The organism is Thiohalocapsa sp. (assembly GCF_019695415.1).
In the GTDB taxonomy this organism is placed as follows: Bacteria; Pseudomonadota; Gammaproteobacteria; order Chromatiales; family Chromatiaceae; genus Thiohalocapsa.
Genome location: NZ_JAIFKJ010000538.1, coordinates 1 through 5,931, shown reverse-complemented (window position 1 = coordinate 5,931; position 5,931 = coordinate 1). Strand labels below are relative to the sequence as shown.

The 5,931-nt window shown below is 69.7% G+C and carries 6 protein-coding genes; all 6 read left to right on the top strand.

Features of this window, described 5'->3' with window-relative positions:
* A partial coding sequence (locus I6U14_RS14910; protein ID WP_296900308.1) for a hypothetical protein occupies window positions 1–205 on the top strand: 205 nt, incomplete at its 5' end.
* Window positions 206–222: 17 nt separating this feature from the next.
* Window positions 223–960, top strand: a complete 738-nt coding sequence (locus I6U14_RS14905; RefSeq protein ID WP_296900307.1) for a DUF72 domain-containing protein — start codon at window positions 223–225, stop codon at window positions 958–960.
* Window positions 961–1,034: 74 nt separating this feature from the next.
* Entirely contained in the window at window positions 1,035–2,384 is a 1,350-nt protein-coding gene (locus I6U14_RS14900; protein WP_296900306.1) for an alpha-amylase family glycosyl hydrolase, read from the top strand.
* A 9-nt stretch (window positions 2,385–2,393) separates the two neighbouring features.
* On the top strand, window positions 2,394–3,953 hold the full coding sequence (gene otsB / locus I6U14_RS14895) for a trehalose-phosphatase (RefSeq protein WP_296900305.1): 1,560 nt from the start codon (window positions 2,394–2,396) through the stop codon (window positions 3,951–3,953).
* 381 nt (window positions 3,954–4,334) lie between these two features.
* Complete coding sequence (locus I6U14_RS14890; RefSeq protein ID WP_296900310.1) at window positions 4,335–5,027, top strand: dienelactone hydrolase family protein; 693 nt, start codon at window positions 4,335–4,337, stop codon at window positions 5,025–5,027.
* Window positions 5,024–5,692: a phosphoribosyltransferase gene (locus tag I6U14_RS14885; protein WP_296900304.1), complete on the top strand. Its 669-nt coding sequence runs from the start codon at window positions 5,024–5,026 to the stop codon at window positions 5,690–5,692. Before I6U14_RS14890 ends, I6U14_RS14885 begins: the two co-directional genes overlap by 4 nt.
* The last annotated feature ends 239 nt before the right edge of the window (window positions 5,693–5,931 follow it).

Here is a 5,931-nt window from a genome sequence, read left to right as displayed (position 1 = left end):
TTGGGGTGGTGTGCATAGGACCCGGTCCTCGTGCCCGGGCTGGGCCCTGCCCCTCATTGGTGCACCGGCTGCGTCCTGGCTGGATCAGCTCGCCGGAGCCACCCTGCAAGCCGGGCGCCACTGCGGTGAGCGGGTGCTGCGCGCCGGCGAGCTGCTGCGGCGCTTCCCGGTGGCGCTGCTGCGCCGCGCAGACGAAGACGCTTGAGGCACGGCGGGTACGCCATGCCGGCCCACTACGTCGGTACCTCTGGTTGGTCCTACGATCACTGGGTCGGGCCCTTCTACCCCGAGGGCCTGCCCTCGGACCAGCGCCTGGCGCACTACGCCGGCCGGCTCGCAACTGCCGAGATCAACAACACCTTCTACCAGCTGCCCTCTCAGGAGGCCCTGGCGCACTGGCGCGAGGCCGTGCCGGAGGACTTCGTCTTCGCCGCCAAGGCAAGCCGCTATATCACCCACATGAAGAAGCTCAAGGACCCGGCAGACACGGTGCCGACCTATCTTGAGCGCATGTCCACGCTCGGCCCCAAGCTCGGCCCGGTACTCTTCCAACTGCCGCCGCGCTGGCACCAGAACAGCGAGCGGCTGGCGGCGTTCCTGGACCGGCTCGATCGACTCGACGACACCAGGCGCTGGGTCTTCGAGCTGCGGGACCAAAGCTGGCTCACGGACACGACCCTGGAGATTTTGAAGCAGCACAACGCCGCGTTCTGCATCTACGAGCTGGACGGGTTCACCACTGAGCCCAAAGTGACAGCGGACTTCGTCTATATCCGCCTGCACGGCCCAGACGGGGCCTACCAGGGGCGCTACGAGGACCCCGCGCTCGACGCCTGGGCGCGGCGCATCCGGGACTGGCTCGGACAGGGCCTGGACGTCTACTGCTATTTCGACAACGACGAGGCCGGCTATGCAGTGCAGAATGCACTGGCCCTCCAGGGGCGGCTCGGCCCACAGTGACGGCGTCGAGGCGCACCGGATGTCTGCCTGCACCCGCCCCCGCGAATGCGTCACAGCCGAAAGCGACCGCCAGTATGACCACAGCCGAACACCGGGCCCCTGTCGGCCCGCGCATCTACAACCTCTTCCCCACCCTGCTCGGCCCGGTGCCGAATTGGCACCAGCGCCTGCCGGCGATCGCCGAGATGGGCTTCGACTGGATCTTCCTGAACCCGGTGCATCTGCCGGGGGTCTCCGGCAGCCTGTACTCCATCAAGGACCCGAGCCGTCTGAATCCGAAGCTGCGCCCGCAGCACCAAGGGCAGCGCAGGCAGAGCGACGACGCCCTGCTGCGCGACTTCTGCGCCGCCGCCCGGAAGGCCGGCATCCGCGTCATGCTGGACCTGGTCATCAACCACAGCGCCAAGGACAGCGTGCTGGTGGACACCCACCCGGAGTGGTTCGCGCGCGACGCGGACGGGCATGTGCGCTCACCATTCGTGCGGGACCTCGACAATCCGGATCAGATCACGGTCTGGGAGGACCTCGCCGAGCTGGACTACAGCGAGCGCCCGGCCCGGGAGGCGATGCTGCGATATTGGGAGGACCTGATCGGCGGCTATCTCGATCTCGGCTTCGGCGGCTTCCGCTGCGATGCTGCCTATAAGCTGCCGGGCAGCGTCTGGCGCCGACTCATCGCCACCGCCCGCAAGCGCGACCCCGCGGCCAGCTTCTTCGCCGAGACCCTGGGCGCCCCTGAAGAGGCTGTCGAGCAGCTGCGCGGCGCGGGCTTCGACTTCCTATTCAACAGCTCCAAGTGGTGGGACTTCCGCGCGGGGTGGCTGCTGGAGCAGTACCAACGCTTCCGTGACCTGGCGCCGTCCATCGCCTTCCCGGAGAGCCACGACACCGAGCGCCTCGCGGCCGAGAGCGGCGGCAGCGTGCAGGAGTCGCGCTTTCGGTATCTGTTCGCGGCTGTGTTCTCGGCGGGCGTGATGCTGCCCATCGGCTACGAATTCGGCTTTCGCCGGCCGCTGCATGTGGTGGAAACGACGCCGGAGGATTGGGAGCAGGGACTGGCAGAGTCCCCGTTCGACATCAGTGCCTACATTGCCCGCGTCAACGCCATGAAGGCCGCGACACCCGTGCTCTGCGAAGAAGGTCCGCAGGAGCGGGTCACCGACCCCAACGCACCCCTGGTGGGCCTCCTGCGACGCTCCACCCAAGGGCCGCAACGCAGCCTCGCTCTGATCAACCCCGACCCGCACCATACGCACAACCACGGCGTTCAGCAGCTCTCGGATACCCTTGGCTGCGCCCCGGTGGACATCCGCGAGATCACACCCGCCATCGACACCGACGCCGAGACACCGCCCGAGAGCCTGGCCAACCGCAACGACATCCAGGTGCCGCCGCGGAGCCTGCGAGTCTTCATCAAGCGCTGAGCCAACACCATGCCCGAGACCGCGCCAGTCACCTTCTCCCGCACCCGCCTGGATGCCGTGCTCTTCGACCTGGACGGCGTCGTGACACGCACGGCCCGGGTGCACGCGGCTGCGTGGAAGGCCATGTTCGATGCTTACCTCAGGGAGCGCCCGCCGCATGAGGGGGAAGATCACAGTCCGTTCGATGAGCAGCGCGACTACCGTCGCTATGTCGACGGCAGGCCGAGAGTGAAAGGCGTCAAGCACTTCCTCGCCGCCCGCGGCGTCGACCTGCCGGAGGGCAACCCGAACGACCCGCCGGAGCGCGAGACCCTGTGGGGCCTCGGCAACCGCAAGAATGAACGGTTTCGGCAGGCGCTCGGCGAGCGCGGGGTCGAGCGCTACGACTGCGCCGTGGACCTGCTGCACCGGCTGCGGGAGGCTGGCTTTCGCACCGCCGTTGTCACCGCCAGCAAGAACTGCGACCTGATCCTGAAAGAGGCCGGCCTTGCGGATCTTTTTAACGCCCGCGTGGACGGCGTCGAAGCGGCACGCCTGGAGCTCGCCGGCAAGCCGGACCCGGACACCTTTCTCGAGGCCGCTGCCAGGCTGCATTGCGATCCCGCACGCACGGCGGTGCTGGAGGATGCCGTGGCCGGCGTGCGCGCCGGCCGGCGGGGCAACTTCGGCCTGGTGGTGGGCGTGGACCGCAGCGGCCAGGCCGACGCGCTCGCCGATGCAGGGGCAGACCGCGTGGTGGCGGACCTCTGTGCCGTGACGGTCACGGCCGACGCGATAGAGCCGCCGCCGTTGCTGGATGACCCCGGGCCTCTGCTGCGCCGCCTGGCCGATCGCCGCCCGGCGCTCTTCCTGGACTACGACGGCACACTCACGCCCATTGTCGAGCGCCCGGAGGACGCCCTGCTGTCGCCCGACATGCGCGCCGCGCTGCGCGCTGCGGCCGAAGCCATGCCCCTGGCCATCATCAGTGGGCGCGACTTGGACGACGTCCAGGCGCTGGTGGACCTGCCGGAGATCACCTACGCCGGCAGCCACGGCTTCGATATCCGCGGCCCGGACATCGCCCTGGAGCAGCCGGACGGCGTCGACGCCCTGGACGACCTCGCTCAGGCGGCCGAGACGCTCCAGGCTCGCCTCGCGCATATTCCCGGCGCGCAGGTGGAGCGCAAGCGCTTCGCCGTGGCCGTACACTATCGCCGCGTCGCGACCGAGCTGGCGTCGCAAGTGGAGGATGCCGTCGCTGCGGTGGCCGAGCGCTCAACGCGGCTGCGCCGCACCGGTGGCAAGAAGATCTACGAGCTTCGGCCCGACATCGACTGGGACAAAGGCCGCGCGGTCACCTGGCTGATCGGCGAGCTCGGCCTCGACGGACCGGACGTGCTGCCCATTTACATCGGCGACGACGAAACCGACGAGGACGCCTTCCGCGCCCTGGCAGGCCGCGGCGGCATCGGCCTACTGGTGGCCGACGGAGAGCAGGCAAGCGCCGCCGCCTGGCGGCTTTCGGACCCGGATGCCGTCGGTGAGCTGCTGCGGGCACTGACGGCCGCGGAGACAGACCCACGCTGAGGCAGCAAGCTAGGGAAGCGCCGATTTATTGGCGCTTCCCGCGCGGGGCAGGACGCCCAATAAATCAGCATCTCCCTAGGCAAGAGATCGGCCGCCCGCGCCCACCCCATGCCGAGCCGATGCGAACAGGCGCGCTGCATCTTCCGAGCGGCAGCGGAAAGCCGGTGGACGCACCCCAGCCCGGTGCGCCAGCGACCAAACTTTAAGAGAGATGGCAGTGCGATACGCCGTTGTACCGACGCCGGAAGGCTCGGGCCGGCTGCGAGCCGCGCCTGGGCGCAGGGCTCTGGCGCTCGGTTGGGCGGCGCCATCTGGGACGAGTGCAGCCGGATGCCGCGGCGTGCGCCAACGCCCTCAACGCTGGAGGTCACCGTGGTCATGATGCCTATGCAACAGACAGAAGAGGTCCGGGTCCCCACCGAGGCAGGAGACCTGCCCGGCTTCCTGGAGCTGCCGGAGGCCTGCGGCGGACTCGTGCTGTTCGCCCACGGCAGCGGCAGCAGCCGCTTCAGCCGACGCAACCGCGCAGTGGCACAGACGTTGAATCGCGGCGGTCTCGGCACCCTGCTCTTCGACCTGCTGACACCAGCCGAGCACCAGCGCGATCAGCGCACCGCCGAGTACCGCTTCGACATCCCGCTACTCATCCGTCGGCTGGTGTACGCGATTGACTGGGCGGCCCGAAACCCGCGCACCGCGTCGCTCGCCATTGGCGTTTTCGGCGCCAGCACCGGCGCCGCGGCAGCCCTGGGCGCGGCGGCGCTGCGTCCCCGCGAGGTGCGCGCAGTGGTCTCCCGCGGCGGCCGCCCGGACCTGGCCGCGGACATGCTGGAGGAGGTGCGGCAGCCGACCCTCTTCATCGTTGGCGGGCTGGATCAGATGGTACTGGACTTGAACCGTGAGGCGGCGTCGCGGATGCCGACGCCGCCCGCCATCGAGGTCGTACCTGGTGCCAGCCACCTGTTCGAGGAGCCCGGCAAGCTCGAGCTGGTGGCAGCCCTGGCCCGGGACTTCTTCCACGCCCACCTGCGACTGCAGCCATCGACGATGCCGACACCGGAGGACCTACCGTGAGCGCCGTGCAACTCCCCTTCAGCGATCGCACCGAGGCCGGACGCCTGCTCGCCAGCGCCCTGCACGAGTATCGCGGTCGCGACGATGTGCTGGTGCTGGCACTGCCGCGGGGCGGGGTGCCGGTGGCGGCGGAGGTGGCCGCGGAGCTGGACGCACCGCTGGACCTGATGCTGGTGCGCAAGCTCGGCGTGCCCGGACAGCCAGAGTTGGCCATGGGCGCCATCGCCACCGGCGGTGTTCAGGTGCTGAACCCCGACATCGTGAGCGCGCTCGGGATCAGTGAGCACACCATCGACCGAGTCGCCGATGTCGAGGGACGGGAGCTCGCCCGCCGCACCCGGGCCTACCGCGGTGAGCGGCCGCCCCCGCGCATCCAGGGCAGCTGTGTCATCCTCATTGACGACGGTCTCGCCACCGGTGCCACCATGCGTGCGGCGGTGTCCGCGGCGCGCACGCAGAGACCGGGCCTGCTGGTGGTGGCTGTGCCTGTGGCCAGCGCCGACGCGCTGGACCTCATCGAGCCCACGGTGGACGACTTGGTGTGCCTGGCGGCACCTGAGCCCTTCTGGGGTGTCGGGCGCTGGTACGCGGCATTCCCGCAAACCAGTGATGCCGAGGTCCGCGCATTGCTGGCAGACGCAGCAGAACGGGCAGGCGCCGAGTGACGCCGACAAACACGGGGCACCACGACCATGACACCGGACAGTGCACCCAAGAAATCCCCTGACAGGCTCCCCCAAGCCGCCGTACCCCGCGATCGCTGGGCTGCGACCTGTACCGACTTCGCGCAGCTGCCACCAGCCTGGATGGTCCAGAACCGGGCGGTGCCGCCCCCGGCCCCCGCCCCACGCCCCCCCGCCCGGGCCGCCAGGGGGCGGGCCCAGGCCGCCGCGCGGCCGCCCCA